The following is a 26,265-nucleotide window of genomic DNA, read 5'->3' on the forward strand; positions in this document are numbered from 1 at the left end:
ATGAATCACTTCATAAACCTGACTTACTTTAGTGTGAGACTCTTGATACTTTTGCTTTCTGATCCGAGGATCAGCTCGCTGCCATCAAGCGCCCACACTTATCGGCTGTTAATTTTTAAAGAGCATTCCTGCGAGGAACTTCGCGTTTCCCGGCAGCGCTGCGTTTTCAGCAGCAGAGAAGCGAGATTATGAACCGCCTTTCTTCGCTCGTCAACAACTTTCTGAACTGCTTCGTTGCGACCGCGAGGGGTTCAGCTTCGTGTGCCCAGGGCCGCTACCGCTGACCCAATCGCACCGCTTCCCTTCTTCCTCCGCGCCGCGTTTCCGTTGGCGCGAAAGAGGCGTGATTCTAGGCATCGTTCAGCGATCGCGCAAGGGGTTTCCGAAAAAATTTAAGGCCCCCGCACGCTGCCGCGTGCGGGGGCCTTAAATAGACACGGTTCAATCGTCAGGCCACACGCACCTGGCGCGCCACTATCTCCATATAGTGATCGAGACCGGGCGTCACCTTGCCGGCCTCCTTCGCCGCGTCGTCCCAGCGGCGCAGACGCAGCGCGTCTGCCGCGAACGGACGCCGCAGGAACGCCGCCGCTTCATCGTCACTATAGATGCCGCCCTGCAGCGCAAGGCTGCGCGCCGAATCCGCCGACAGGCTCTCGACATACCCGGCATCCGTACGGCACAGGCAACGCTTCGCGTCGACATGCAGCCGGATTGGCTCCAGCACCGCGTCGCCGAACAGCGGCCGCACGAACGGCAACACGTAATACTGATGCAGATCGTCGATCCCGCGCGCGCTCGGCGTCTCCCCCTGACAACTCAGCAGATGGCCGAGATCGTGGAGGAACGCCGCCGCGACCAGTGCGTCGTCGGCGCCCGATTCTTCCGCCAGCAAGCCGCTCTGCAACGCGTGCTCCAGTTGCGTGACCGGTTCGCCGCTATACGCGACGTGGCCGTGCTCGCGATACAGACCGTGAATCTCTTCCACTGTCAGTGCCATCCGCTTACTCCCACGGCAACGAAAACGTCTTCAGGTTCGTGAAGCTCTTCATCGCTTCCTGAACGCCCTCCTTATAGCCGAGCCCCGAATCCTTGATCCCGCCGAACGGCGACAGCTCGATCCGGTATCCAGGCACCTCCCACACGTTCACCGTCCCGACTTTCAATTCGTTCACGAACCGTACGACCGCGGCCGTGCTGTCCGTGCAGACGCCCGACGACAACCCGAACGCGGTGCCGTTGCTGATCCGGATTGCATCGTCGATCGTGTCGAACGCGATGATCGGCGATACGGGACCGAATGTTTCGTCGCGTACGATCGTCATCGACGGATCGACGTTGTCGAGCACGGTCGGCGCATACAGCGCACCACAACGTACGTTGCCGATCAGCAGGCGCGCGCCCCGCGCAACAGCGTCGTCGACTCGCGCTTCGAACAGCCGCGCCGCTGCATCGTCGATCACCGTCCCCATGTCGTTCGCGGGATCGAACGGATCGCCGTACTTCCATGCGCGCGTCTTCTCGACGAGCAACTCGGTAAACGCCGGCGCAATCGAGCGCTGTACCAGAATCCGCTTCACGGCCGTGCAACGCTGCCCCGAATTCCGATACGAGCCGAGTACGGCGAGCGACGCCGCACGTTCCAGATCGGCATCGTCGAGAACAATCAGCGGGTCGTTGCCGCCCAGCTCCAGCACGATGCGCCGATACCCGGCCCGCGCGGCGATCGCCTTGCCGATCGACACGCCGCCCGTAAAGGTAATCAGCGACGCATGCGGATGCGTAACGAGTTCATCGGCAATTTCGCGCGGATCGCCGGTCAGCACCTGCAGCATCGGTTCCGGCAAGCCGGCCTCGTAGAGCAGGTCCGCCAGATAAAACGCCGACAGCGGCACCTTCTCCGACGGCTTCACGATCACGCGGTTGTTGGTCGCGATCGCCGGCGCGATCTTGTGCGCAACCTGATTCATCGGGTGATTGAACGGCGTGATCGCGACGATCACGCCGTCGAGCGGCTGACGCTGCGAGAACACGCGCCGCGCTTTGCCGTGAAGCGTCAGGTCGCATGAGAAGCTCTGCGCGTCGTCGCGCAACGCCTCGGCCGACGCGAACTTCAGCACGTCGGCAACGCGGCCGATCTCGTAACGGGAATCCTGTTTCGACAATCCCGACTCGAGCGTGATCAGATCGGACGCTTCGTCGGCTCGCTCGCGCAGCAGCGCGGCCGCGCGCTCGAGGATCTGCGAACGCTCGTAACGCGTCAGCGCCGGCCGATACGCGATCGCGTAGTCGAATGCAGCGCGCACGTCCTCGACGCTCGCAAGCGGCGCCGTTCCGACGCGCGTGCCGGTGTACGGATCGGCGACGTCGAACACACGGTCGCGCAGCGCGCGCGTGCCGCACCACCGCAGCGCCTCGGCGCGGAACGCGGGGTGATCTTGCCGGGGATGAGCCATCATGTCGCGATCCGGTTCAACACGAAATCGAACACGTCGAAGTTGCGCGGACGGCGCACGGGATCGCCCCGCTCGATCCGACGATTGAACAGCAACGGCACTTCCTGCTCGGACACGCCGCCATGCGAGCGCAGCGGCACGGTCAGGCCGGACAGATCGTGTTCGCGCTCCCGCGTGCCGAGCGTCGTGTCCCGCCGAGCGATCACGACGAGATCGCCGATCCGGTCGGCCGGCAATTCGAAGCGCGCGGCGGCTTCCGCGTTGTCGAGCACGAGTTCGACGCCGTCGAGCCGGCCGATGCGCCACATCGCTTCGGCGCGGTCGGCGCCCGGCGCCAGATAAACCGTGGCAAACGAGCCGAGCGCGCCGTGATGCACGACGTACGGATCGGTGATCGGCAGGATCACGCGCGCGGCGCGCGCACCGAACCAGCCGTCGAACGCGTCCTGCAGGTAGATGACGTTCGGGCGTCCCGTCGCGGGATCGTGCTTCGCGTTCATCCCGTGGTCGGCGGTGAGCCCGATCGCCCAGCCGAGCCCGTCGAGCTGCGCCAGGTAGCCGTCCATCATCGCGTAGAACGCGTTCGCGCCCGCGCTGCCCGGCGCGCATTTGTGCTGCACATAGTCGGTGGTCGACAGGTACATCAAGTCGATCTGGCGTGTCTGCGCAAGGCGCACGCCGGCCGCGAACACGAACTCGGACAGCGCCGCGCTGTACACGTCCGGCGACGGCAGCCCGACCCAGTCGAGCACGTCGACAATCCCGTTCTCCGCGAGATTCGCCTGCGCAGCCTTCTCGGCGGAGAAGCAGATACCGTTCATCCGCCAGCCGAGCAGCCGCCGCAGCTTGTCCTTCGCGGTGACGACGGCCACGCGCGCGCCGGCGTCGGCGGCCGCCGCGAGCAGCGTGCCGGCACGCAAGTAGGCCGGGTCGTTCATCATCACTTCGGCGCCGCGTCCATCGTCGGCGGCCGGATCCCAGAAGTAGTTGCCGCAGATCCCGTGCACTGACGGCGGCACGCCGCATACGATCGACAGGTTGTTCGGGTTCGTGAAGGTCGGCACGACGCAATCGGCGCGCCATGCGGTGCCTTCGGCGATGATCCGGCCGATGAACGGCGCGACGCCCGCTTCGACCGCGCGCTCGAGATAGTCGTACTCGCAGCCGTCGACGCAGACGACGACGGTCGGTTCGACCGGCAGCCGGTAGCGCCGGCCATTGACGTCGACGCAGCGCCCGGCGAGACGGGTCGAATCCGTGCCGGCGTCTGGCTGCTCGCCGGGAAGCCGCAACGCGAACGCGGCGTTCATGATGCGGCCCGCTTGCCGCGCGGCACACGCGCGGCGATCAGCAGCAGCGCCGCGAGCGACGCGCCGAGCATCAGCAGCGACAACGCCGATGCGGGAAGGTAGTAGCCGCGCTCGACCTGGCCGATGACGACGATCGGCACAGTCGCGAACCCCGGCGGATACACGGTCAGCGTCGCACCGAGTTCGCCGAGCGACAGCGCGAAGCCGAGCGCAACGCTCGCGCGCAGCGCCGGCACCAGTTGCGGCAGCAGCACGCGGCGCAGCACCATCGCGGGCGGCGCGCCGAGGCTCGCGGCCGCTTCGCGCAGCACGGTCAGCTCCGGGCGCAGCGCGGCGGCCGCGCACCGATAGCAGAACGGCAAAATCAGCGCGAGCTGCACGAGCACCACGATCGCCGCGGAACTCGACAGGTCCAGCGGCTTCTGGTGATACGCGATCAGCACCGCGAGCCCGAGCACGACGCTCGGCATCCCGTTCGGCACCATCACGAGGGCGTCGACGAGCGCGCCGAGCCCGCGGCGGTCGCGCCCTTCGAGCGCGAGGGCGAGCCACAGCCCGAGAACCGTGCCGAGCGCCGACACGCCGAAGCCGATTTCGAGGCTCGTCAGCAACGCATCGTATTCCGGCGACCCGAGCCGCTCGAACCAGCGCAGGCTGTAACCGGCTGGCAGAATCGTGCCCGACCACTGCGTCGACACGCTCGACAGCGCGACCACGATCACCGGCAGCACGAACAGCCAGAAGCACGTGAATGCGGCCAGCGCGAGCGCCGCGCGCGACGCATGTTTGCGCAGCGTGTCGCCCCAGCCGATCTGGTGACGCGGCACGGCTTGTCCGATACGGAATTCAGCGGACATCGTTCCCTCCCATCGCGCGCCGGTTCACCCGGCGATAAACCGCATAGAGCGCCAGCGACAGCGCGAGCATCACGACCGCGCCGGCCGACGCGGTCGGCAGATCGAGATCGACGGTCGAGCTGCTGTAGATCGCGACCGGCAGTGTCACGAGCCGTGCGCTGCCGAGCACCAGCAGGATCCCGAATTCGTTCAGCGTCAGCAGGAAGCACAGCACGGTGCCGGCCGCGATGCCCGGCCACGCGATCGGCATCACGATGCGACGCGCGAGCATCCACCCGGATGCGCCGAGACTGCGCGCCGCCTCGACCAGACGCAGGTCGAGCGTCGCGAACGATGCCAGCGTCGGTCGAACCACGAACGGCGTGTAAAACACCGTCTGCGCAAGGATCACGCCACCGGTACCGAACAGGAAATCGAGCGGCGGATTCTCGAGATGGAGCAGATGCTGCAGCGCGATGCTGATCGAGCCTTGCGACCCGTACAGGAAAATCAGCGTGAACGCGACGAGGAACGACGGGAACGCGACGTACAGTTCCAGGAAACGCGTGACGAGCGACGCGCCCGGGAACGGTTTGAAGAACAGAAGCGCGGCGAGCAGCACGCCGAGCACGGACGCGCTGCCCGCGCTTGCGAACAGCACGCCGACGGTCGTCATCATCACGTTGCGCGTATCCGGGTTGCCGAAGAACGCGCGGTACGCGGCGAAGCTGAGCCCGTGATCGCCGGATACGCTCAGCAGCACAAGACGCACGAGCGGATAGATGACGAGCGGCCCCAGCACGACCATCGCGAGCGCGGCGATGTGCAGGTCGCTCATGCGCTGGCGGCGTCGCGCGGCCGCGGCATGCTCGGCGGCCGATGCGTGCAGCCGCGGCGTCAGGCCGGCTTCAGGGCTCGATAAGGACGACATCGTCTGCCTCGCAATGCAGGGACACGCGCGCGCCGCGCTCGGGGGCCGCGCCGCGGCCGCGTTGCATCGTCACACGCACGGGTTCGTCGGGCGCCGCGTCGATCACGACCGCGACCGACAGGTCGGCGCCCTGCCATTCGACGGACGACACCGTGCCGTGCAGCCCGCCCGCCGCGGGCGGCATCACGGTCAGCCGTTCGGGGCGCACGCACGCGACCTTGTCGCGCACGTCGTGGCGCGGATCGCCAAGCGGGAAAATCGCATGCGGCGGCAGCAGGTTCGCCGGGCCGAGATAGCGCGCGACGTAGCCGTCGCGAGGCGCGTCGTACAACTGTTGCGGCGTGCCGAGCTGCGCGATGCGGCCGTCGCGCATCAGCAGCGCGCGGTCGGACAGCACGAGCGCGTCGTCGCGATCGTGCGTCACGCAGACGACGGTCAGGTTCGGCAGCCGCTCGTGCAACGCCTTCAGTTCGCTGCGCACCGACGCGCGCAGATTCGCATCGAGCGCCGACAGCGGCTCGTCGAGCAGCAGCACGTCCGGCTCGATCACGAGCGCGCGGGCCAGCGCGACGCGCTGCTGCATCCCGCCCGACAACTGCGCTGGCAGGTGATGGCCGGTATCGCCGAGCTGCACGAGCTTCAGCGCGTCGGCGACGCGGCGCGTCACTTCCGGCGACGCCATCCTGCGCGCACGCAGCCCGAATGCGACGTTCTCGAACACCGACAGGTGCGGGAACAGCGCGTAATTCTGGAACAGCAGCCCGAGATTGCGCTTGTGCGGCGGCACATAGGTGAGGTCGCGTCCGGCTACGGTCAGCGTGCCGGTCAGGCCATCGGCCTTCACGAACCCGGCGATGAAGCGCAGCAGCGTGGTCTTGCCGCAGCCGCTCTTGCCGAGCACGGTCAGAAATTCGCCGGCGGCGATCGACAGCGACAGATCGTCCAGCACCGTGCGCGCACCGTAGCGCACGCTCAGGTGTTCGATCTGCACGCCGCCTGGCGCGCCGGACCGCAACGTCGCGTGCGGCCCGGCGGCGCCGAATGCGCCGGGATGGGTCAGGGTGGTGTCCACCGGGTTCATCCTCTTGCTTTCGAATTCAGGCGGCGTGCACCGGTCATTTCGGCTTGACGACGTCGAGCTGCTTGCCCGAGCTGCCGATCACGTCCTTCTTCCAGCGCTCGATCCACTGCGGCTTCTTCTCCATCACCTGCGCCCAGTCGACCGGAATCAGCTTCACGCCCGCGATCGCCTTCTTCACCGCTTCACCGTTCTTGCCGGCAAGCGGCACGTCAGTGCGGCCCGGAATCCCGTACATGTCGGGCACCTTCGACTGCACTTCGGTCGACATCAGGTAGTCGATCAGCTTCTTGCCGGCGTCCTGGTTCGGGCCGCTCTTGATCAGGCCGATGCCGTACGGCAGCTGGAACGTGGTCGGCTGGTCGCCGGCCTTCGCTGCCAGGAAGATCGGCTTGACGGACAGCGCGCCGTGGTCGGCATCGTCGAGGTCCATCTGCAGGTCGCCGTTCGCGACGCTGATTTCGTTGCGCGACAGCAGCACGTTCAGGTAACCCGTGCCCTTCGTGTGGAACTTCACGCTCTGCGACAGCTTCGCGAGGTAGTCGAACGCCTTGTCCTCGCCCATCAGCGTGGTCGTCAGGATCAGCACGGCCATCCCGTCGCCGGCGGTTGCCGGGTTGGAGTACGCGACCTTGCCGGCATAGCTCGGCGACAACAGGTCGGCGAATGTCTTCGGCTGGTTCTTCACGACGTCCGGGTTGATCGCGAACGAGAAGTAGTTGTTCACGAACGTCGCCCACGTGCCGTCTTCCGCCTTCGCGATCGCCGGCACGTTCTTGTAGTTGACGCTCTGGTAAGGCTGAAGCAGCCCCATCTGGCCGGCTTGCTGGATGAACGGCGGCAGCGTGACGATCACGTCCGCCTTCGGCGAATTCTTTTCGATGTTCGCGCGGTTGACGACCTCGCCGCTACCCGCCGTCACGATGTTGACCTTCACGCCTTCCTTCTTCTCGAACGCAGGCAGCACATCGCGGTAGAGGTTCTCCAGACCGTCCGCCGTGTACAGCACGACCGCATTCGCCGCATGCGCGGGCATCGACGCGGCTTGAAGCAGACCGGCGGCGCAAGCGGCCAGCGCGAACTTCAGGAACGCGCCGCGAGCGGCGCGCGAGGAATTCTGCAGTGTCATCTCACTTCTCCGTAGGCGGAACACCAAGCGGCCGGGGCACGATCCGGCTCCTTCCAGTCGGACAAGCCGCGAACCGGCCTGCCTCGCTGCCGCGCTGCAGGTGGCTTCGCGCGGCAACCGAAGGATCACAGCGTTCGATGACAACCCCGTGACGACTGCCACAATTGCCACAAAATGACATATTTTGCCAATATCCTGCAAGTCGCACAGGCTGCTGTCCCGGAATTTCTCCCGCCCTTTCCTGAGGAAAAACATGCCCGACCCGATTCTGCTCACGCCCGGTCCGCTCGCCACGACCGCCACAACACGCAACGCAATGCAACATGACTGGGGCTCGTGGGACGCCGCTTTCAATCAATTGACGGCCGGCGTCTGCGCGGATCTCGTCGCGATCGCGCACGGCGGCAACGAATACGTGTGCGTGCCGATGCAGGGTAGCGGCACGTTTTCCGTCGAGGCCGCGCTGGGCACGCTGGTGCCGCGCGACGGCGTCGTGCTGGTGCCGGACAACGGCGCGTATTGCGCGCGCATCCTGAAGATCCTCGGCCGGCTCGGCATCGACGCGATCGCACTGCCGTTCGGCGAGGACACGGCGGTCGACCCGGCCGCGGTCGACGCCACGCTCGCGCGCGAGCCGCGCATCACGCACGTCGCGCTCGTGCATCTGGAAACGAGCGCCGGCATCCTGAACCCGCTCGACGCGATCGCCGCCGTGTGCCGGCGGCACGGCAAGCGGCTGATCGTCGATGCAATGAGTTCGTTCGGCGCGGTGCCGATCGCGCTGGAGGACAGCGGCATCGACGCGCTGATCTCGGCGAGCGGCAAGTGCCTGGAAGGCGTGCCGGGGATGGGTTTCGCGATCGTGCGGCGCGACGCGCTCGACGCGTGCGCAGGCAACTCGCCGTCGCTCGCGCTGGACCTGCACGATCAGTACGCGTACCTGCGCAAGACCGGCCAGTGGCGCTTCACGCCGCCGACGCACGTCGTCGCCGCGCTGCGCGCCGCACTCGACCAGTACCTTGCCGACGGCGGCCAGCCGGCGCGCGGCGCGCGTTATGCGCAGAACTGCCGCACGCTCGTCGACTCGATGTGCGCGCTCGGCTTCGTGCCGTTCCTCGATGCCGCCGTGCAGGCGCCGGTGATCGTCACGTTTCACGCGCCGGATCATCCGGACTACGATTTCCGCCGCTTCTACGACGCGGTGCGCGATGCGGGATTCATTCTTTATCCGGGCAAGCTGACGCAGGTGGAAACGTTTCGCGTCGGCTGCATCGGCGCCATCGATGCCGACGTCATCCGGCGCGCGGTAGCAGCGATCGCAGGGGCGGTCGAATCGCTCGGGATTACGGTGCAACGCGCATGACTGCACGCGCATAAACCGGCCCGCGACCGGGCCCGCAAACAAAAACGCCCGGCGACCCACGGGCCGCCGGGCGAACGCACCGAGAGTGCGTGGAGCCGATGCTTAAAGCTCGATCCGCTTGATGTCGCCGACCACGAAGATGTAAGACAGCGCACCGATCAGGGCGATCACGCCGATGAACACCAGCGCGCCGACGAACGAACCCGTGGATGCGACGATAAAGCCGACGACGAGCGGCGTGATGATCCCCGCGAGGTTCGCCGCGAAGTTGAAGATGCCGCCCGTCACGCCGAGCAGGCCGTCCGGCGCGATGTCGGACACGAGCGTCCAGCCGAGCGCGGCCATCCCTTGCGCGAAGAACGCCACCGACATGATCGCGATCACCGCTTCGTTGCTCTGCACGTAGTTCGCGAGAATGATCGTCGACGCGAGCAGCAGGCCCGCAATGATCGGCAGCTTGCGCGCGAGGTTCGCCGACTTGCCGCGACGCAGCAGCCAGTCCGAGAAAATGCCGCCGAACATCACACCGACCGACGCGGCAATGAACGGCATCACCGCGAAGAAGCCGATCTTCAGCCAGCCCATGTGGCGCTCGGTCGCGAGATAGGTCGGGAACCAGGTCAGGAAGAACACGAGCGTCGAGTTGCCGGCGAACTGGCCGAGGCAAATACCCGCGAGCTGACGCTTCTTCACCAGCCGGCCAACCATCGACCAGCTGAACTTGGCCTGCGCCGACCTGGCGCCCGCGTCGCCGTGCTTGCGCGCACCATGAACGAGGCCGCCGCCTGCTTCGATGTACGCAAGCTCCTCCGAGTTCGCGGCCGGATGATTGCGCGGCTCGTGATAAAGCTTCCACCAGACCAGGCCGAACACGATGCCGACTGCGCCGACCACCCAGAACAGCGAGCGCCAGCCGAACGCGCCCATCAACGCGAACAGCACGGGGCTGAAGAACGCAAGGCCGATGTACTCGCCGACGGTATACGTGCCCGTCGCCATCGCGCGCTCGTTCTGCGGGAACCAGGTCGCGACCACGCGGCTATTGGTCGGAAAGCACGGCGCCTCGGTCACGCCGAGGCCGAGCCGGCACGCGAGCAGCGTTGCGACACCGGGCACGAAGCCTTGCAGGAACGTGCACAGCGACCACAGCGTCATCGACCAGTAATAGGTGACCTTGCTGCCGAAGCGGTCGAGAAACAGACCGCCGGGCACCTGCATCGCGACGTACGTCCACGAGAACGCGGAAAACATGATGCCCATCACCGCCGCATTGATGCCGAGCTCCTTGGTGAGCTGCGGCGCAGCCACCCCCAGCACCGTACGGTCGAGGTAGTTGATCATCGTGCCGATCGCGAGCAGCGCAAGGATCTTGTAGCGCGCCGATGTCCGCCGGACCGTGCCGGCCGCCTGCGCCGGCGCGGCGTTGGTATGGGTGGTGTGCTGCATGGTTGTCTCCTGGTCTCTTTTTCGAGCTAGTAGGTAGAAAGGTCAGCGCGCGACGAGCGACTGAAAGTGTTCGAACATCCGCTCGTCGTCGGGCGTGCGGCCGGTGAAGATTTCGAACGCATCGACGGCCTGGTACACGGCCATCCCGCCGCCCGGCAGCGTTGCGCAGCCAGCCGCGCGCGCCGCGCGGAGCAGTTCCGTTTCGAGCGGGAAGTACACGATGTCGGCGACCCACATTCCGGCGTGAAGCTGTTCGGCGGGCAGCGGCAAGCCCGGATGCTTGATCATGCCGGTCGGCGTTGCGTGGATCAGCCCGGTTGCGGCTTTCACCGCGGCCGCGAGGTCGTCGCCGGCCGTGACTCGCGCGGCCGGGAAGCGTTGCTGCAGTTCGCCCGCGAGCGTGACCGCACGCGTGCGGTCGACATCGAAAATCGTCAGTTCGGCCGCACCCATTTGCAGCGCCGCATGCGCGACGGCTGCACCCGCACCGCCCGCGCCGAGTTGCACGACACGCTCGAGCGACGCGGACGGCAGCCCGCGGCGGAACGATTTCGCGAAACCGGACCAGTCGGTGTTGTGGCCGATCCGCTTGCCGTCCCTGAACAACACGGTGTTCACCGCGCCGAGGGCGCGCGCGTCGTCCGACAATTCGTCGAGATGCTCGATCACGCGCTGCTTGCACGGATGCGTGATGTTCAGGCCGTTGTAGCCCATCCGCTGCGCGGCGTCGAGCAATTCGGGCAGCGCGTCGGCGGTCAGCCCGAGCACGTCGAGATCGATGCGGCGATAGACGTAGCCGAAACCCTGGCGGAATCCCTCTTCCTCATGCATCGCGGGCGACAACGAACCGCCGATGCCCTGGCCGATCAGGCCGATCAGAAAGGACGGGCGGCTCATTGCGCGGCTCGCTGGGCAAAAAGGGTCGACAGGCGCTGCAGCGCGAACACGTAGCCTTCGGTACCGCACCCGCAGATCACCGCTTCGGCAATGGCCGCTATATATGAGTGGTGACGGAATGCCTCACGGCGGTGCACGTTGGAAATGTGCACCTCGATCACGGGCTTCGCGATCGCGGACAGCGCATCGGCCAGCGCGACCGACGTATGCGTATAGGCAGCCGGGTTGATCACGATGCCGTGCGTGTCGTGACGCGCTGCATGCAGCCAGTCGATCAGCTGGTGCTCGGCGTTCGACTGGCGGAAGTCGATCTCCAGACCGAGGCCTTCGGCGGCGCTACGGCAACGCTGCTCGACGTCCGCAAGGGTCTCGGCGCCGTAGATATGCGGCTCGCGGGTGCCCAGCAGATTCAGGTTCGGGCCGTTCAGCACCAGCACCTTGTGCTTGCTCATGACGATTTCTGCTCCAAAAACGGGGGCGGAACGTTATCCGATCCGCCCCGTGACAATCAGGATGTGGCGCTAGTGTGCGCCGGCGCGAGCCCGCTGTCTTTTCGGGTTTTCGCTTATTTGTACCATCTAGTTAGTTTGTATAATCTACGTCACTTCCCTAGTAAATTGGGGATATGGCATCCGCAACGAATTCAACGACTGGTTCATTCCCGCCCCATTCGGCCGACGCCACATCCCGCTCACCCGCAGGATTCGCCCATGCAGCGCTCGATCGCCACGGTGTCACTGTCCGGCACGCTCGCCGAGAAGCTCGCAGCCATCAAGGCCGCCGGTTTCGACGGTGTCGAAATCTTCGAGAACGACCTCGTGTACTTCGACGGATCGCCCGCCGACGTGCGGCGCATGGCCGCCGATCTCGGCCTGGACATCGTGCTGTTCCAGCCCTTTCGCGACTTCGAGGGCGTGAGCGCGGCGCAGCTCGCGCGCAATCTCGACCGCATCCGTCGCAAGTTCGACGTGATGCACGCGCTCGGCACCGATCGCATCCTGGTATGCAGCAGCGTGTCGCCCGACGCGATCGCGGACGACGCGCTGCTGGTCGACCAGCTCGGCACGCTCGCCGAAGCGGCGCGGCAGGCCGGCGTGGTGGCCGCGTACGAGGCGCTCGCGTGGGGCAGCGTCGTGAAACGGTACGGTCACGCGTGGCAGCTCGTGAATGCGGTCAACAGCCCGCACCTCGGCCTCGCGCTCGACAGCTTCCATACGCTGTCGCTCGACGACTCGCCTGACGCGATCGCCGACATTCCGGGCGACCGGATCGCATTCGTTCAGATTGCCGATGCGCCCAAGCTCGCGATGGACGTGCTCGAATGGAGCCGCCACTACCGCTCGTTCCCCGGCCAGGGCGACTTCGACCTGGCGCGCTTCACGGCCCGCGTGATCGAGTCCGGTTATACGGGGCCGCTGTCGCTGGAGATCTTCAACGACGGCTTCCGCGCCGCGCCGACCGCGATCACGGCCGCCGACGGCCACCGCTCGCTGCTCTATCTGGAAGAACTGACGCGCGCGCGACTCGCGCAGGACGGCCGCACGCCGTCCGCCGGGCAACCGCTGTTCGCACCGCCGGCGCCGCCCGCGCACGTGGGGTTCCAGTTCATCGAATTCGCGGTCGACGCGCAGGCAGCGGCCACCGTCGGCGAATGGCTCGGCCGTATGCGGTTCCGGCTCGCGGGTCGCCACCGGTCGAAGGACGTGACACTCTTCCAGCACGGCGCGGCGTCGATCGTGCTGAACGCCGAGCGCGATTCGTTCGCCGATGCGTTCTTCCAGCAGCACGGGTTGTCGCTGTGCGCGTCGGCGTTCCGCGTCGACGACGCGAATGTCGCGTTCGAACGCGCGGCCGGCTTCGGCTATGCGCCGTTTTCCGGGCGCGTCGGCCCGAACGAGCGCGTGCTGCCGAGCGTGAAGGCGCCGGACGGCAGCCTCGAATACTTCGTCGACGAAGCGCCGAACGCGCCGACGCTGTACGAATCGGATTTCGTGCTCACCGACATCGACGGCCCGACCGAGGTCGGCCCGCTGACGGGTATCGATCATGTCTGCCTCGCGCTGCCGGCCGACGCGCTCGATACCTGGATCCTGTTCTTCAAGACCGCTTTCGGCTTCGAGGCAGAGCGCAGCTGGCTCGTACCGGATCCGTACGGCCTGATGCGCAGCCGCGCGGTGCGCAGCGCCGACGGCTCGGTGCGAATTGCACTGAATGCATCGGTCGACCGTCATACGGCCGTTGCCGAATCGCTCGACCGCTATCACGGCACGGGGCTGAATCACGTCGCGTTCCGCACCGACGACATCGTGAAGACGGTCGCCGCGTTCGCGGCCGACGGCGTGCCGTTCCTGCGGATTCCGCCGAACTACTACGACGATCTGGCCGCACGCTACGCACTGCCCGACGAGATGATCGACACGCTGAGCGCGCACCATCTGCTGTACGACCGCGACGAGAGCGGCGGCGAATTCCTGCACGCATACACGGAACTGGTCGACGGCCGGTTCTCGCTGGAAATCGTCGAGCGGCGCGGCGGTTACGACGGCTACGGCGCGGCGAACGCGGCCGTGCGCCTCGCCGCGCAGGCGCAGCGCAAGAAATAAGAGGGGTATGAATCGGATCGGGCGCAGGCGGAACCGGAACACCGGCAGACGCCACACCGCGCGGCGGGCAGACGCACCATCGTGCGCAACGCCGCCGCAGAGAGCCGCCCGGCAAGGCTCGGCGCGCGGGCGCGCGGAACGCGCCCCGCGCCGGCGTTACATCCGGTAACGGACGCCGCACCGCACCATTGGCCTGCCCGCCGCGCGTTTAAGAATCGCTTAAGTCTTCGACGGCACCATCCGGAACCAACCACCCGATGGATATCCCGAAAAGGAGGACAGCGATGAGCGCCGTAGATGCACCCGCGGGCCGCCCGGCCGCCCCCCCTGCGAAAAAGACGATGCTGCGCCGCTTGCTCAGCCATCACGAGATCGCGACGCTGCTCGTGCTGCTGCACGCACCGATCGGCGCGAATGCGAAGCCCGAATTGCCCGCGCTGCAGGAAGCCGGACTCGTCGAGATGATCAAGCTCGACGCCGACACCTCGCCGAGCTTCCGCCTGACGGAAGACGGCACGGCCGTCTTGAAAGGCCTCGGCTACCGCTGAGCCATCGCTTCCCCGTTCCCGCACCACCCCGATCATCCGATGCGCCGGCCCCAGGCCGGCGCATCGCGTCAACCTGCCCGATCCTGCAGCATCAGCCGGTATTCGGTCGGCGTCACGCCGACCGTCGCCTTGAACTGGCGCGTGAACGCGCTGTGATCCGTATAGCCGCATAGCGCCGCGACGTCCGTTACCTTGTCGTGCGTGACGAGCAGCGCCGTAGCCGCCTCGAGCCGCGTCTTCAGCAGCACCTGGCGCGGCGTCAGGTGAAACACCTTGTGGAAGTAGCGCTCGAGCTGCGCGACCGACATCCCCGCCATCTGCGCGAGGTGCTTCAGGTTCAGCGGCTGCACGTAGTGATCCTGGATGTGCTGCACGACGTCGGCAAGCTTGCTGTATGCCGGATGCGAACCCTCGTGCGCCTTCAGGTCGCGCGAGATCCCCGCGAGGCCGACCACCTTGCCGGCCGCGTCGCGCAGCGGCTCCTTGCAGGTCAGGCACCAGCCCGGCTGACGGCCCGGATACAGGTGCAGCTCAAGCTGATCCATCAACTGCTGGCCGGCATTGATCGTCGCCATGTCCTGCTCGAAATAAGTCCGGCCGAAGCGGCGCGGAAACACTTCGTCGGTCGTCTTGCCGAGCAGGTCGCGCTTGTCCTTGTAGCCGCAGCGCATTGCGAGCGTGCGATTGACGAGTGCGTAGCGGCCGTTCGCATCCTTCACGAAAAACGCGACGTCGGGCAGCGCGTCGAACACCGGCTCGAGCAGGCGGAAATGCGCAAGCATCGCACCAAGATCGGTGTTGTCGGGCTGGTAGCGCAACGTTTCGGACAGGGTCATGGGCGGTGCGGCAAGGAAGGTCGTCATCCCGGCGTGTGCGGAGGGAGTGGCTGATGGCGTCGATTATAGAAGCGCCCCGCGGACGCGGCGCGGCGTTCGTCGGAACGCGATCGGGTGCAGCGGGTAACGCCGCTCACGCTATCGCGCGGCCCGACGATCGTGCAATACGAGCGCTGCGCAGCCGATGGGCGATGCTCTGCTCCGTGCATACGGCGGTGCGCGATGTGCGCGCCGCCTTGCGGTTGCGCGCGCAACGACCGCAGTGCGCGTGTCCGGCGGGACGGCGTCGCGTCCGGCCGCCGCCTGTCACGCGCCTGGGCGGCCACGACGGCGTATCGCGCCGGCATCGCCATCGTCACGCCACGCCAGGCGCTCGGACCCGCCATCGTAAAAATGCCGCCGCGCCGCGTCTTGGCGGGTTTGCGCATTCAGGATGACGATTTGAGCACATATCAGGGTTATCGACGATATGCCGAAATCGTCGCCACCCGCGCACCGAACGCGCAAGACGCGCGTATTTTCGTTGCCTAGACTTCGCTCAACGGTCACGAGACGACATCCCGCCGCCGCCACGCACGCGGATTCCGGCACAACCCGCACGGCGCGCGGCACATGCGGCCCGGCTTCTGCGGGCGCCGCACAAGCGATACGTCTCGCCCGGTTTACCGCAGCGGCCCGCTGGCCGGCCGCGGCCCAACCACGCCATCAAGGGGAAGTGAAAGTGAAGCTGAAGGTATCGCACGTCGCGCTGGCTGCTGCCTGCGCACTGTCGGGCGCACACGCCATCGCCGCGGACGTCGTCAAGATCGGTTTCGCCGCACCGCTAACGGGGCCGCAGTCGAACTACGGCACGGACATGCAAAAGGGCGTACAGCTCGCGATCGCCGATTTCAACGCGACGCATCCGACGATCGGCGGCAAACCGGTCACGTTCCAGCTCGACTCGCAGGACGACCAGGCCGACCCGCGCACCGGCACGACGGTCGCACAGCGGCTGATCGACGACAACGTCAGCGGGATCATCGGCCACTTCAACTCGGGCACGAGCATCCCGGCGTCCGACCTGTACGATCGCGCAGGGCTGCCGCAGATCTCGATGGCGACGTCGCCGCAGTACACCGCGCGCGGCTACAAGACGACCTACCGGCTGCTGACGAGCGACGCGCAGGCCGGCCGCATCGTCGGCACGTACGCGGTGAAGACGCTGCATTTCAAGCGCATCGCGATCATCGACGACCGCACCGCCTATGGGCAGGGCATCGCCGACGAATTCGCGAAAGCCGTGCAGGCCGCGGGCGGCACGATCGTGAAGCGTGACTTCACGAACGACAAGGCGCTCGACTTCTCGGCGATCCTGACCAACCTGAAGGGCATCAATCCCGACGCGATCTTCTACGGCGGCGGAGACGCACAGTCTTCGCCGATGATCCGCAAGATGCGCCAGCTCGGGATGAAATCGGCGTTCGTGACCGGCGAGATGTCGCGTTCGCCGACGTTCCTGAAGGTCGGCGGCGAAGCGGCCGAAGGCGCGATCGTCTACATGGGCGGGCTGCCGAAGGAAAAGATGCCGGGCTACGCCGGCTACGCATCCCGCTACAAGGCGCGCTTCAACGAAGACGTGATCACGTATTCGCCTTATTCGTACGACGGCACGATCGCACTGCTCACCGCGATGAAGCAGGCGAACTCGACCGACCCGAAAGTCTATACGCCGTATCTCGGCAAGGTATCGATCAAGGGCGTGTCGGCGCCGAGCATCGCGTACGACGCGAAGGGCGACCTGAAGGATGCGCCGGTGACGATCTACAAGGTCGAGCGCGGCACGTTCAAGCCCGTCGACACGATCGCCGGCAACTGATTACGTCGCACCCCTGCCACGCGGCGCGGCATGCGGTTTCTCCGCCTGCCGCGCCGCGTCCGCATTGCGCGCGGCGAAGCGCCGAAGCTTTCCCCGGCCGCCTGCCGCATGCGCGCATTTCGCGCTCCTGTAGAATCCTCCCACCCGCTTCGACGCATCGTCTCCGTCGCGCCCCATCCTGGTGCGACGGCGCCTGTAACGTATTCCATCCGATACGCGACCCACGCTCGACGACGCAAGCCGCGCCTTGCCAGCCATGCCGAAAAGCGGGCCCTGGAGACGCAGCACCGACAACTACATTCGAAAACCGATCGTCCTGACCATGCAAGCTTCCGAATTGAGCGGCGTGCCTCGCGCCGCCGAACGCGCGCTCACGCGCAGCGATTACAAAACTCTTGGCCTTGCCGCACTCGGCGGCGCGCTCGAGTTCTACGACTTCATCATCTTCGTGTTCTTCGCGCCCGCGATCGGACAGCTGTTCTTCCCGCACGACATCCCCGACTGGCTGCGCCAGCTGCAGACGTTCGGCATCTTCGCGGCCGGCTATCTCGCCCGCCCGCTCGGCGGCGTGATCATGGCGCATTTCGGCGACCTGTTCGGCCGCAAGCGGATGTTCACGCTCAGCGTGCTGATGATGTCGGTGCCGACGCTGCTGATGGGGCTGCTGCCGACCTACGACACGATCGGCATCCTTGCGCCGGTGTTGCTGCTGCTGTTCCGCGTGCTGCAGGGCGCGGCGGTCGGCGGCGAAGTGCCGGGCGCATGGGTGTTCGTGTCAGAACATGTGCCGTCGCGCCACATCGGCTACGCATGCGGCACGCTGACCGCGGGACTCACGGCCGGCATCCTGCTCGGCTCGCTGGTTGCCGCCGGCATCAACAGCCGTTACTCGGGCGCCGAAGTCACCGCATTCGCGTGGCGCATTCCGTTCCTGCTCGGCGGCGTGTTCGGCCTGTTCTCCGTGTACCTGCGCCGCTGGCTGCATGAAACGCCGGTGTTCGCGGAGATGAAGGCGAAGAAGGCGCTCGCGGCCGAGATTCCGCTGAAGGCCGTGTTGCGCGACCACGGGCGCGCGGTGATCGTATCGATGCTGCTTACGTGGATGCTGTCGGCAGCGATCGTCGTCGTGATCCTGATGACGCCCGCGCTGCTGCAAAAGCAGTTCCACCTGACGCCCGCGACCACGCTGTTCGCGAACAGCATCGCGACGCTGTGCCTCACGGCCGGCTGCATCACCGCCGGCTCGCTCGCGGGCTGGATCGGCGCGAAACGCGTGCTCGGCATCGGCGGCCTCGTGCTCGCCGCATGCTACTACCTGCTGTTCGCGCAGGTGGCGGCCGACGCATCGACGCTGCCGCTGTATTACGGGATCGCCGGCTTCGCGGTCGGCACGATCGGCGCGGTGCCGTTCGTGATGGTGCGCAGCTTTCCGGCCGTCGTGCGCTTCTCGGGCATCTCGTTCTCGTACAACGTCGCTTACGCAATCTTCGGCGGCCTTACGCCGGTGATCGTGTCGCTGATGATGAAGTCGAATCCGCTCGCGCCGGTCGTGTACGTCGCCGCGATCTGCGTGCTCGGCGCGATCGCCGTGCAGTTCGCAAAGGACGCGAAAGACCTGAAGGACGCACGCTGAACGACGGCGCGCACGCGCCGGCCGGATGAACGAAGGGCCGAATTCCGCCGCGTGCGGGTTCGGCCCTTTTGCTTTGCGTCAGTGTCGCGGCGCGCGTGCGGCGCTTCGGTCGACTCGGTTCGACTCGGTTCGACTCGGTTCGACTCGGTTCGACTCGGTTCGACTCGGTTCGACTCGGCGAATCGCTGTTCGACTCAGCGCAGCACGCCGTACGACGAACTCGGCCGGCGCAGTGCGTCGATGCTCGCGCCGCCGGCACCGGTCACGAACAGCAGCAGGAACCCGCCGGCGATCGCGATGTTCTTCCAGAAGTGGATCACCATGTCGTGCTGGACCGCTGCGTCAGTCGCGTCCCAGAAATTGTGGCCAACCATTGCGGTCGCGACCGTATAGACCGCCATCAGCAATGCGAGCGGCTTCACCTTGTAGCCGACGATCAGCAGCAGCCCGCCCAGCGCCTCGATCGTGACGACGACCGGCCCCATCACCTGCGGATACGGGACGTTCACCCCGTGCAGATAGCCGATGAACTCGCCGTAGCCGAGCAGCTTCATCACGCCGCCCCACAGAAACAACGCCGCCAGCGCCAGGCGTGCGAAAAAAATGACGCCGGAATCGACGGAACGCGTCATGCCTCTCTCCTCGTATGCAAGTCGGCCGCCCGCGCGGGACGCTGCCCGTACGGTTCGTGCCGCGCGGCCCGGCGGGCGCGGCGGCAAATGGGCCAGCATAGAAGGACTTCGCGCAGCGTCCAAGAAAAAGGTTGTAGCAAATCTTTACACTGCGACGATGGCGACGCGCGACGGCGCCGCAGCGAGCCCGGCGCCCGCATCCGCGAAAAATAATGGGAACCGGCCCTAGCCCGCATCGGCCAGCAGCACGCCTTTCTTGAAGACGAAGCACCCGTAGCCGCGCAGTTCGCCGGTGACGATCACCGCATACGCTTGCTGCGCCCGCTCGTAAAACGCAAAGCGATCGATGCCCGCGAGCGGCACCGCGCGCCCTTCCGCGCGATCGATCTCCGCCTGCACTTCGCGTTGCACCGGCGGCACGGCGGCGGGATCGCCGACCACTTCCATCCGCCACACAGGCGTTTCGACGAACGTATCGAGGGGCAGCACGGACAGCACCGCGCGCGCGACTCGCGCCGAGCCGGCGCCGTCGATGCGTAGTGCCCGGCCGACGACCGTATGCTCAGCGACGGATTCCGCCGGAAAATTCGCATCGCAGATCACCACTTCATCTCCGTGGCCCATCGCGCGCAGCGCGTGCAGGATGTCGGCGTGCAGCAGCGGATCGAGGTTCTTCAACATGTCGGCAAGTCTCCGGGATCGGGAACGAACTGCGTAACGTTACCCGATCCCGGACGCCTGCGGTTGTGCGCGGCTCGCGTCACGACGCCGCTGCCGGCATTTCGTCGATGAAGCCCGTGACGGACTTCAGCCGGCCCGACGCATCTACGGTGCCGAAATCCGCGCCCCGCACGATCGCCGCGCCGTCGGGCGATACGAGCGCCCACGAGAAGCGCAGATGCTGGCCGAATCCGTCGACATCGGTCGTACGGTGAAAGCGATACGCGGGGAAGCGTTCCTGCACGGCCGCGATCATCGTGTCGATGCCCGCGTGGCCGTCGCCGGCCATCAGCGGATCGCGATAAGCGGCGTCGCTCGCGTAGACGGCCTCGATCAGCGCGCGCCGCGCGGCGGCATCCGGTTCGTTCCATGCGTCGAAATAGCGGTCGATCAGCTCGGCGTGGGCGGACGAGGCGGTTTGAGCGGTATTCATGCGAGGCTCCTTGGTTGGATTGACGGAAGACCATGCCGCGAACGTTTCGGGTTCGCGTGACGCTATCGTCGCCGGCCCCGCACCGCCGGTCGATTACGTGCGAGGTAAGCAGATCGCACCGCCCAACGAAAAGCGGGCGCCCGAAGGCGCCCGCGTCGCATGCCGTCGCGTGTTGCGGATCAGGTCACCGGCGCCGGATTGAACAGCGTCAGCGCATTCGCGAGCTTCCATTGCTCGGCCCACGTGCGGCGCTTGCCGCTCGCGACGTCGAGCATCAGGCGGAACAGTTCCCAGCCCACGTCCTCGATCGTCGCCGCGCCGGTCGCGATCCGCCCCGCGTCGAGATCCATCAGATCGTGCCAGCGGCGCGCGAGATCGCTGCGCGTCGCGACCTTGATCACCGGCACCTGCGCGAGGCCGTAAGGGGTGCCGCGGCCGGTTGTGAATACGTGCAGGTTCATCCCCGCCGCGAGCTGCAGCGTGCCGCAGATGAAGTCGCTCGCGGGCGTCGCCGCATACAGCAGCCCCTTCTGTCGCGCCCGGTCGCCGGGCCGCACGACGCCGGCGATCGGCGCACTGCCCGACTTCACGATCGAGCCCATCGCCTTCTCGACGATGTTCGACAGGCCGCCCTTCTTGTTGCCGGGCGTCGTGTTCGCGCTGCGGTCGACGCGGCCGCGCTGCAGGTAGCGGTCGTACCAGTCCATCTCGCGGATGATCTCGCGGGCGACGTCCTCGCTCGCCGCGCGCGACGTGAGCTGCGCGACGCCGTCCCGCACTTCGGTCACTTCCGAAAACATGATCGTCGCGCCCGCACGCACGAGCAGGTCGGCCGCGAAGCCGACCGCCGGGTTCGCGGTCAATCCGGAAAACGCGTCGCTGCCGCCGCACTGCACGCCGACGACGAGATCCGACGCCGGGCAGGTTTCGCGACGGCGGCGGTTCAGCCGCTCGAGATGCGCTTCGGCCATCTTCATGATCGAGTCGATCATCGAGTGGAAGCCGACGTGCGCAGCATCCTGCAAGCACACGACGCCGCCGTTGTCCGTCACGCCGGCGGCCGCAACGGGAATCGAGCCCGGCGGCAGCAGACGCTCGGGCTGCAGCTTCTCGCAGCCGAGGCTCACCGTCATCACCTCGCCGCCGAAATTCGGGTTCAGGCTGATGTTGCGCAGCGTGCGGATCGGGATGTCGGCGTCCGGCGCATCGATCGCAACGCCGCAGCCATACGTGTGCTCGAGCCCGACCACGTCGTCGACGTTCGGGTAGCGCGGCAGCAATTCTTCCTTGATCCGCTTCACCGCATGTTCGACGACGCCGGACACGCACTGCACGGTCGTCGTGATCGCGAGGATGTTGCGCGTGCCGACCGAGCCGTCGGGATTGCGGAAACCTTCGAACGTATAGCCTTCGAGCGGCGCCAGCGGCGGCGCGGCACGCGTCGCGAGCGGCAGATCGTCGAGGCCCGGCGGCTCGGGCATGCGCATCGTGCGTTCGTTGACCCAGCTGCCGCGGCGCAGCTCGGTGAGCGCGTAGCCAATCACCACGTTGTAGCGGACGATCGGGTCGCCGGCCGCGAGGTCGACCAGCGCGACCTTGTGACCCTGCGGCACGCCTTCGCGCAACGTCAGGCCGTCGGCGAACGTCGCGCCCTCCGGCAGGCCGCCGTCGTTGACGACGATCGCGACGTTGTCGTCCGGATGCACGCGAATGTAGAGAGGAGAAGCAGTCATCGGGATTCCTGGAGGCCCATCGTCAAATCGTTAGTCATCATACGACATTCGACGCTATCGTGCGACGCGCCGTAAACCCTGATCCGGAAAGACCCTACCCTCGGCCGACCCGCAAACCGCTTGCATCGCTCAACCTCGCGTTGTACGATGACATACAACGACATCGCCAATGTGGCCCGGATGCCGTGCCCGACGAACCCAGCACTCGCGCTAGACGGACGACCCAACCATGACCTCACCGCAAGAACTCAAACAGATCATTTCCGAAGGCCTTCTGTCGTTTCCGCTGACGGATTTCGACGCGGACGGCAGCTTCCGCCCGGCCACTTATGCCGAACGCCTCGAATGGCTGGCGCCGTATGGCGCGACCGCACTGTTCGCGGCCGGCGGCACCGGCGAATTCTTCTCGCTGACGCAGCGCGAGTATTCGGACGTGATTCGCGTCGCGACTGAAACCTGCAAGGGCAAGGTGCCGATCCTCGCAGGCGCCGGCGGCGCGACGCGCGTCGCGATCGAATATGCGCAAGAGGCCGAGCGCCTCGGCGCGAGCGGCGTGCTGCTGATGCCGCACTATCTGACCGAAGCGAGCCAGGAAGGCATTGCGGAGCACGTCGAGCAGGTGTGCCGCTCGCTGAAGATCGGCGTCGTGGTGTACAACCGTGCGAATTCGAAGCTGAACGCCGACATGCTCGAGCGCCTGGCCGATCGTTGCCCGAACCTGATCGGCTTCAAGGACGGCGTCGGCGAAATCGAAAGCATGGTCACGATCCGCCGCCGCCTCGGCGATCGCTTTGCCTATCTCGGCGGCCTGCCGACGGCCGAAGTCTACGCAGCCGCGTACAAGGCGCTCGGCGTGCCGGTGTACTCGTCGGCGGTGTTCAATTTCATCCCGAAGACGGCGATGGCATTCTACGAAGCGATCGCGAAGGACGACCACGCGACGGTCGGCCGCCTGATCGACGAGTTCTTCCTGCCGTACCTGCAAATCCGCAACCGGCGCGCCGGTTACGCGGTCAGCATCGTGAAGGCGGGCGCGAAGCTCGTCGGCCACGACGCGGGCCCGGTGCGCGCGCCGCTCGTCGACCTGACCGAAGCCGAACTCGCCGAACTCGACGTGCTGATCAGGAAGATGGGCCCGCAGTAAGCGAACGCGCAGCGGGCGCGGCATTCAGCCGGGCCGCCCGCCGTCGGCCGTTCGCGTTGTGATCGCTCGCGCATGCCGCGAGCGTTTTCATTTGCGCGCAACCACGCGCACATCCGCAGCGATGCATGCATGGTCTATCACGGCGCGGCTTCCTGCCACGCCGTTCCACGCGGCCGCCGTCACATCTGCGCGATGATCCCGACGATCCGGTGACGCACGATACCGAGCCTGATCCGCGTCGACTCGACCTGCACTTGCGTGCCAGCCCGTGCCCGTGCGGTCGATGCACCGTCGAGAATCTGCGCGAGCACGTCGCGATCGACGACCGCATCGAAGAACCGGCCGACCGTGATCGTCGCGGATTGCTTGGCGATGGTGAGCTGATTGTTCGCCTGCGTCAGTGCTTCGGTGCGCGCGCGCTGATCGTGTTCGTCGATGTCGCGGCGATATTTCAGCGCGTACACCAGTGCTTCCATGTCCTGCCGGAAGCGGCGAACGGCGTGGCCGAATGCGAGCGAATGCGCATCGGAATCGGTGACGACGCGCCCCTGGTTGATCGTGATGTCGAATTCGCTGCCGCCCAGGTCGCGCCGCAATTCGACAAGCGTGTCGGCGAGCACGCGCCCTTCGCTGTATTCGCCGATCTGGGTACGAACGGATTGGGCGACGTCGCCGATCGCCTTCCATAATCCGGCGGCGAACAGATGGTCGCCGCGCTTGCTGATGTTCATCGGATGGTTCCTTGTTGGATTTTTTCGTGCTCTCAGGCTCGCCAGCGGACCGGGCGGTCCGAGGCCTCGCTACTGTAGGAGAAATTCGGGAAACGGGGAAGCCGGAGCCGACACCTCATGGCTCATCCGCTTGCCTCGGCCAGGCTGGCCGCCGGCAGCAAGCGGTGGACTCGCGATCGGCGCGTGCTGGACGCACCCGAGCAGCTGCAACGCGTCGCGCCCCCTCGCCGGCCGCACGACAAGGGCGGCTCGACAGCCTGCCATCGACGAAAAACGGCGGACGCGCCCGTGGGCACCGTCCGCCGCCGTGTTCCAACGTACCGCAACGCGCCTCTGCCGGCGCGCGCCTTTAGCCGTTTCTCACCGTTACTCCGCCTTCCCGTCGCGCAATCGCGGAATGGCGAGCGGATTGCTTTCCTGCAACCCTTCCGGCAGCAGGTCGTCCGGGAAGTCCTGATAGCACACCGGCCGCAGGAAGCGGTCGATCGCGGTGGCGCCGACCGACGTCACCGCCGGGTTCGACGTCGCCGGGAACGGACCGCCGTGCACCATCGCATCGCATACCTCGACTCCGGTCGGGAAGCCGTTGACGAGCAGGCGGCCGGCCTTGCGCTCGAGGATCGGCAGCAGGCGGCGCGCGAGCGGCTTGTCGTCGGCGTCCATCTGCAGCGTGGCCGTCAGCTGGCCCTCGAGCGCGTCGAGCACGCGCGCAACTTCGTCGAGATCGCGGCAGCGCACGATCAGCGACGCCGGCCCGAACACTTCGTGGCCGAACGCCGGCTCGGACAGGAACGCCTGCGCGGCGACTTCATACAACGCGCCGCCTGCCTGGCATTCGGTCTGCGCCGCCTCGCCCGCGCCGATTTCACGCACGCCGGGCAGTTCGGCCAGCTTGCCGCGGCCGTTGCGATACGCGTCGGCGATGCCGCGCGTCAGCATCACGCCGGCCGGCTTCTTCGCGAGCGCCTGCGCGGCAGCCGCCTCGAAACGGTCGAGATCGGGGCCGTCGACGGCCAGCACGAGGCCCGGGTTCGTGCAGAACTGACCGGTGCCGAGCGTCAGCGAATCGACGAAGCCGGTCGCGATCGCGTCGGCACGTGCGGCCAGCGCGGCCGGGAACAGCACGACCGGATTGATGCTGCTCATTTCCGCATAGACCGGAATCGGCTGCGGACGCGCATTCGCAAGCTGCACGAGCGCCATCCCGCCCTGCCGCGATCCGGTGAAACCGACGGCCTGGATCGCCGGATGGCTGACGAGCGCGGCACCGATTACGCGACCGGGCCCGATCAGCAACGAGAACACGCCGGCCGGCATCCCGCATTTGGCGACCGCCGCCCGAATCGCGCGGCCGACCAGCTCGGACGTGCCGAGATGCGCCTCGTGAGCCTTCACGATCACCGGGCAGCCGGCCGCCAGCGCCGACGCGGTATCGCCTCCGGCCACCGAGAACGCGAGCGGGAAGTTGCTCGCGCCGAACACGACGACGGGCCCGAGCCCGATCTTCTGCAGCCGCAGGTCCGCGCGCGGCAGCGGCGTGCGCGCGGGCTGCGCGGGATCGATCGACGCGGCGAGGAAACGGCCGTCGCGCACGACGCGCGCGAACAGCCGGAGCTGGCCGACCGTGCGGCCGCGCTCGCCCTGCAGCCGCGCGACGGGCAGCCCCGTTTCCGCATGCGCACGTTCGATCAGGGTGTCGCCGAGCGCGACGATTTCATCGGCGATCGCTTCGAGAAACGCCGCGCGGGCCGAAAGCGGCTGCGTGCGATACGCGTCGAAGGCGTCGCGCGCGAGCGCGCACGCGCGCTCGACGTCGCCCTGCGTGCCGACGCCGAACGCCGGTTCGTCGATCGGCGCGCCTTTCGTCGGGTCGAACGCGCGCAACGCGCCGGCCGAGCCGGTCACCGCGTCGGCGCCGATCAGCATCTGTCCAGTCAGTTGCATGGGA

24 protein-coding genes are annotated in these 26,265 nt (G+C 66.8%); 7 read left to right on the forward strand and 17 right to left on the reverse strand.

The genetic code is table 11. The features are described from left to right. Positions 1–448 precede the first annotated feature (448 nt). Genes KDW55_RS16515 through phnS form a run of 7 tightly spaced genes read right to left on the reverse strand, consistent with a single transcriptional unit; the run spans position 449 to position 7,740 of the window. Positions 449–1,000, reverse strand: coding sequence for a phosphonate degradation HD-domain oxygenase (locus KDW55_RS16515; RefSeq protein WP_040138720.1), 552 nt, complete (start codon positions 998–1,000; stop codon positions 449–451). Positions 1,001–1,004: 4 nt separating this feature from the next. After that, entirely contained in the window at positions 1,005–2,459 is a 1,455-nt protein-coding gene (phnY, locus tag KDW55_RS16520) for a phosphonoacetaldehyde dehydrogenase (protein ID WP_212161431.1), read from the reverse strand. Further along, a complete protein-coding gene (phnA, locus tag KDW55_RS16525) occupies positions 2,456–3,766 on the reverse strand; it encodes a phosphonoacetate hydrolase (RefSeq protein ID WP_059548275.1) in 1,311 nt (436 codons plus the stop codon). The genes phnY and phnA overlap by 4 nt, the downstream gene beginning before the upstream one ends. Continuing rightward, positions 3,763–4,623 carry a 2-aminoethylphosphonate ABC transport system, membrane component PhnV gene (gene phnV / locus KDW55_RS16530; protein ID WP_040138723.1) on the reverse strand — a complete coding sequence of 287 codons (861 nt, stop codon included), beginning with the start codon at positions 4,621–4,623 and terminating at the stop codon, positions 3,763–3,765. Before phnV ends, phnA begins: the two co-directional genes overlap by 4 nt. Continuing rightward, on the reverse strand, positions 4,613–5,533 hold the full coding sequence (locus KDW55_RS16535) for a 2-aminoethylphosphonate ABC transporter permease subunit (RefSeq protein ID WP_212161432.1): 921 nt from the start codon (positions 5,531–5,533) through the stop codon (positions 4,613–4,615). Before KDW55_RS16535 ends, phnV begins: the two co-directional genes overlap by 11 nt. Then, positions 5,511–6,614: a 2-aminoethylphosphonate ABC transport system ATP-binding subunit PhnT gene (gene phnT, locus KDW55_RS16540; protein WP_212161433.1), complete on the reverse strand. Its 1,104-nt coding sequence runs from the start codon at positions 6,612–6,614 to the stop codon at positions 5,511–5,513. Before phnT ends, KDW55_RS16535 begins: the two co-directional genes overlap by 23 nt. Before the next feature lie 34 nt (positions 6,615–6,648). Further along, on the reverse strand, positions 6,649–7,740 hold the full coding sequence (gene phnS, locus KDW55_RS16545; protein ID WP_040138726.1) for a 2-aminoethylphosphonate ABC transporter substrate-binding protein: 1,092 nt from the start codon (positions 7,738–7,740) through the stop codon (positions 6,649–6,651). Between the two features lie 253 nt (positions 7,741–7,993). Here phnS and KDW55_RS16550 point away from each other — a divergent pair, with 253 nt between their 5' ends. Beyond that, a complete protein-coding gene (locus KDW55_RS16550; protein WP_212161435.1) occupies positions 7,994–9,103 on the forward strand; it encodes a 2-aminoethylphosphonate--pyruvate transaminase in 1,110 nt (369 codons plus the stop codon). 102 nt (positions 9,104–9,205) lie between these two features. Here the strand turns inward: KDW55_RS16550 and KDW55_RS16555 are convergent, their stop codons facing one another. Genes KDW55_RS16555 through aroQ form a run of 3 tightly spaced genes read right to left on the reverse strand, consistent with a single transcriptional unit; the run spans position 9,206 to position 11,898 of the window. After that, entirely contained in the window at positions 9,206–10,549 is a 1,344-nt protein-coding gene (locus KDW55_RS16555) for an MFS transporter (RefSeq protein ID WP_212161436.1), read from the reverse strand. A 42-nt stretch (positions 10,550–10,591) separates the two neighbouring features. After that, positions 10,592–11,446 (reverse strand): shikimate dehydrogenase, encoded by an 855-nt coding sequence (locus KDW55_RS16560; RefSeq protein ID WP_212161437.1) that lies wholly within the window; start codon positions 11,444–11,446, stop codon positions 10,592–10,594. Then, a complete protein-coding gene (aroQ, locus tag KDW55_RS16565) occupies positions 11,443–11,898 on the reverse strand; it encodes a type II 3-dehydroquinate dehydratase (RefSeq protein ID WP_059548284.1) in 456 nt (151 codons plus the stop codon). Before aroQ ends, KDW55_RS16560 begins: the two co-directional genes overlap by 4 nt. Before the next feature lie 258 nt (positions 11,899–12,156). On the opposite strand from aroQ, the gene KDW55_RS16570 reads away from it, so the two are divergent. Together KDW55_RS16570 and KDW55_RS16575 are read left to right on the forward strand one after the other, a co-directional pair. Further along, positions 12,157–14,049: a sugar phosphate isomerase/epimerase and 4-hydroxyphenylpyruvate domain-containing protein gene (locus KDW55_RS16570; RefSeq protein WP_059548285.1), complete on the forward strand. Its 1,893-nt coding sequence runs from the start codon at positions 12,157–12,159 to the stop codon at positions 14,047–14,049. A 284-nt stretch (positions 14,050–14,333) separates the two neighbouring features. Next, the gene (locus KDW55_RS16575; RefSeq protein ID WP_040138732.1) at positions 14,334–14,597 is read left to right on the forward strand and encodes a hypothetical protein; all 264 of its coding nucleotides are present in this window, start codon (positions 14,334–14,336) and stop codon (positions 14,595–14,597) included. A gap of 68 nt (positions 14,598–14,665) precedes the next feature. Here KDW55_RS16575 and KDW55_RS16580 read toward each other — a convergent pair whose 3' ends face one another. After that, positions 14,666–15,460, reverse strand: coding sequence for an AraC family transcriptional regulator (locus KDW55_RS16580; protein WP_040138733.1), 795 nt, complete (start codon positions 15,458–15,460; stop codon positions 14,666–14,668). 195 nt (positions 15,461–15,655) lie between these two features. Here KDW55_RS16580 and KDW55_RS16585 point away from each other — a divergent pair, with 195 nt between their 5' ends. From KDW55_RS16585 to KDW55_RS16595, 3 genes are all read left to right on the forward strand, one after another. Beyond that, the gene (locus tag KDW55_RS16585) at positions 15,656–15,964 is read left to right on the forward strand and encodes a hypothetical protein (protein ID WP_069243359.1); all 309 of its coding nucleotides are present in this window, start codon (positions 15,656–15,658) and stop codon (positions 15,962–15,964) included. Between the two features lie 190 nt (positions 15,965–16,154). Then, complete coding sequence (locus KDW55_RS16590) at positions 16,155–17,291, forward strand: branched-chain amino acid ABC transporter substrate-binding protein (protein WP_212161438.1); 1,137 nt, start codon at positions 16,155–16,157, stop codon at positions 17,289–17,291. 322 nt (positions 17,292–17,613) lie between these two features. Continuing rightward, positions 17,614–18,924: an MFS transporter gene (locus tag KDW55_RS16595; RefSeq protein WP_040138735.1), complete on the forward strand. Its 1,311-nt coding sequence runs from the start codon at positions 17,614–17,616 to the stop codon at positions 18,922–18,924. A 194-nt stretch (positions 18,925–19,118) separates the two neighbouring features. Here KDW55_RS16595 and KDW55_RS16600 read toward each other — a convergent pair whose 3' ends face one another. From KDW55_RS16600 to garD, 4 genes are all read right to left on the reverse strand, one after another. After that, positions 19,119–19,556: a DoxX family protein gene (locus KDW55_RS16600; RefSeq protein ID WP_040138736.1), complete on the reverse strand. Its 438-nt coding sequence runs from the start codon at positions 19,554–19,556 to the stop codon at positions 19,119–19,121. Positions 19,557–19,781: 225 nt separating this feature from the next. Beyond that, positions 19,782–20,237 (reverse strand): RbsD/FucU domain-containing protein, encoded by a 456-nt coding sequence (locus KDW55_RS16605; RefSeq protein ID WP_212161440.1) that lies wholly within the window; start codon positions 20,235–20,237, stop codon positions 19,782–19,784. A gap of 79 nt (positions 20,238–20,316) precedes the next feature. Then, entirely contained in the window at positions 20,317–20,709 is a 393-nt protein-coding gene (locus tag KDW55_RS16610) for a nuclear transport factor 2 family protein (RefSeq protein ID WP_059548287.1), read from the reverse strand. 179 nt (positions 20,710–20,888) lie between these two features. After that, a complete protein-coding gene (gene garD / locus KDW55_RS16615; RefSeq protein WP_059548288.1) occupies positions 20,889–22,442 on the reverse strand; it encodes a galactarate dehydratase in 1,554 nt (517 codons plus the stop codon). A 229-nt stretch (positions 22,443–22,671) separates the two neighbouring features. Between garD and kdgD the strand changes: the two genes are divergently transcribed. Then, complete coding sequence (kdgD, locus tag KDW55_RS16620) at positions 22,672–23,586, forward strand: 5-dehydro-4-deoxyglucarate dehydratase (protein WP_040138740.1); 915 nt, start codon at positions 22,672–22,674, stop codon at positions 23,584–23,586. A 179-nt stretch (positions 23,587–23,765) separates the two neighbouring features. On the opposite strand, the gene KDW55_RS16625 is transcribed toward kdgD, so the two are convergent. Further along, entirely contained in the window at positions 23,766–24,317 is a 552-nt protein-coding gene (locus tag KDW55_RS16625) for a hypothetical protein (protein ID WP_069243361.1), read from the reverse strand. 366 nt (positions 24,318–24,683) lie between these two features. Beyond that, positions 24,684–26,261: an aldehyde dehydrogenase (NADP(+)) gene (locus tag KDW55_RS16630; RefSeq protein WP_212161441.1), complete on the reverse strand. Its 1,578-nt coding sequence runs from the start codon at positions 26,259–26,261 to the stop codon at positions 24,684–24,686. Positions 26,262–26,265 lie beyond the last annotated feature (4 nt).

This window comes from Burkholderia sp. AU19243, assembly GCF_018148075.1.
Lineage (GTDB): Bacteria > Pseudomonadota > Gammaproteobacteria > Burkholderiales > Burkholderiaceae > Burkholderia > Burkholderia latens_A.

What these genes read in the sequence shown, in the direction of transcription:
- KDW55_RS16515 (WP_040138720.1), bottom strand. Translation starts at nt 1,000, where the DNA reads ATGGCACTGACAGTGGAAGAGATTCACGGTCTGTATCGCGAGCACGGC.
- phnY (WP_212161431.1), bottom strand. Translation starts at nt 2,459, where the DNA reads ATGATGGCTCATCCCCGGCAAGATCACCCCGCGTTCCGCGCCGAGGCG.
- phnA (WP_059548275.1), bottom strand. Translation starts at nt 3,766, where the DNA reads ATGAACGCCGCGTTCGCGTTGCGGCTTCCCGGCGAGCAGCCAGACGCC.
- phnV (WP_040138723.1), bottom strand. Translation starts at nt 4,623, where the DNA reads ATGTCCGCTGAATTCCGTATCGGACAAGCCGTGCCGCGTCACCAGATC.
- KDW55_RS16535 (WP_212161432.1), bottom strand. Translation starts at nt 5,533, where the DNA reads ATGTCGTCCTTATCGAGCCCTGAAGCCGGCCTGACGCCGCGGCTGCAC.
- phnT (WP_212161433.1), bottom strand. Translation starts at nt 6,614, where the DNA reads ATGAACCCGGTGGACACCACCCTGACCCATCCCGGCGCATTCGGCGCC.
- phnS (WP_040138726.1), bottom strand. Translation starts at nt 7,740, where the DNA reads ATGACACTGCAGAATTCCTCGCGCGCCGCTCGCGGCGCGTTCCTGAAG.
- KDW55_RS16550 (WP_212161435.1), top strand. Translation starts at nt 7,994, where the DNA reads ATGCCCGACCCGATTCTGCTCACGCCCGGTCCGCTCGCCACGACCGCC.
- KDW55_RS16555 (WP_212161436.1), bottom strand. Translation starts at nt 10,549, where the DNA reads ATGCAGCACACCACCCATACCAACGCCGCGCCGGCGCAGGCGGCCGGC.
- KDW55_RS16560 (WP_212161437.1), bottom strand. Translation starts at nt 11,446, where the DNA reads ATGAGCCGCCCGTCCTTTCTGATCGGCCTGATCGGCCAGGGCATCGGC.
- aroQ (WP_059548284.1), bottom strand. Translation starts at nt 11,898, where the DNA reads ATGAGCAAGCACAAGGTGCTGGTGCTGAACGGCCCGAACCTGAATCTG.
- KDW55_RS16570 (WP_059548285.1), top strand. Translation starts at nt 12,157, where the DNA reads ATGCAGCGCTCGATCGCCACGGTGTCACTGTCCGGCACGCTCGCCGAG.
- KDW55_RS16575 (WP_040138732.1), top strand. Translation starts at nt 14,334, where the DNA reads ATGAGCGCCGTAGATGCACCCGCGGGCCGCCCGGCCGCCCCCCCTGCG.
- KDW55_RS16580 (WP_040138733.1), bottom strand. Translation starts at nt 15,460, where the DNA reads ATGACGACCTTCCTTGCCGCACCGCCCATGACCCTGTCCGAAACGTTG.
- KDW55_RS16585 (WP_069243359.1), top strand. Translation starts at nt 15,656, where the DNA reads ATGTGCGCGCCGCCTTGCGGTTGCGCGCGCAACGACCGCAGTGCGCGT.
- KDW55_RS16595 (WP_040138735.1), top strand. Translation starts at nt 17,614, where the DNA reads ATGCAAGCTTCCGAATTGAGCGGCGTGCCTCGCGCCGCCGAACGCGCG.
- KDW55_RS16600 (WP_040138736.1), bottom strand. Translation starts at nt 19,556, where the DNA reads ATGACGCGTTCCGTCGATTCCGGCGTCATTTTTTTCGCACGCCTGGCG.
- KDW55_RS16605 (WP_212161440.1), bottom strand. Translation starts at nt 20,237, where the DNA reads ATGTTGAAGAACCTCGATCCGCTGCTGCACGCCGACATCCTGCACGCG.
- KDW55_RS16610 (WP_059548287.1), bottom strand. Translation starts at nt 20,709, where the DNA reads ATGAATACCGCTCAAACCGCCTCGTCCGCCCACGCCGAGCTGATCGAC.
- garD (WP_059548288.1), bottom strand. Translation starts at nt 22,442, where the DNA reads ATGACTGCTTCTCCTCTCTACATTCGCGTGCATCCGGACGACAACGTC.
- kdgD (WP_040138740.1), top strand. Translation starts at nt 22,672, where the DNA reads ATGACCTCACCGCAAGAACTCAAACAGATCATTTCCGAAGGCCTTCTG.
- KDW55_RS16625 (WP_069243361.1), bottom strand. Translation starts at nt 24,317, where the DNA reads ATGAACATCAGCAAGCGCGGCGACCATCTGTTCGCCGCCGGATTATGG.
- KDW55_RS16630 (WP_212161441.1), bottom strand. Translation starts at nt 26,261, where the DNA reads ATGCAACTGACTGGACAGATGCTGATCGGCGCCGACGCGGTGACCGGC.